General features: G+C 57.6%; 1 pseudogene (only partly in view). It reads right to left on the bottom strand.

The features are described from left to right. A pseudogene (gene glgB, locus GTN70_09530) lies at positions 1–347 on the bottom strand (1,4-alpha-glucan branching protein GlgB) (it extends 1,293 nt beyond the left edge of the window). Positions 348–380: the final 33 nt, after the last annotated feature.

Genomic DNA, 380 nt, shown 5'->3' with positions numbered 1-380 from the left:
AGCGCGAAGGGGTCACCCTTTTCAACCGAGTAATTGCCATGTTTCGATTCAACGTGGTACTTGTAACTCTGCCCTTGTCCGACATCGGGAATGAAGCCCTCCCAGATGCCGGACTCGTCCCAGCGAACCTCGAGGGCATGGGCTGTGGGATCCCAGCCGTTGAATTCACCGATTACGGACACGCCATCGGCGTTTGGGGCCCAGAGGGCGAAAAGCGTGCCCCTGACCCCTTCGACCTCGACGATATGGGAGCCCAGCTTCTCGTAGAGGCGGAAGTGGTTCCCCTCTTTGAAGAGGTAGATGTCGTGCTCCGTCAGGAGGCTTACGCCGTGTATCACCTTTTCCATTCGCCCGCCTCTGTTCCCGTAATATCCTTCGTG

The organism is Deltaproteobacteria bacterium (genome assembly GCA_011773515.1).
Classification (GTDB): domain Bacteria; phylum Desulfobacterota; class Deferrimicrobia; order J040; family J040; genus WVXK01.
Note: the sequence above shows the minus strand (reverse complement) of the source record. Positions and strands in the feature narration are given on the sequence as shown.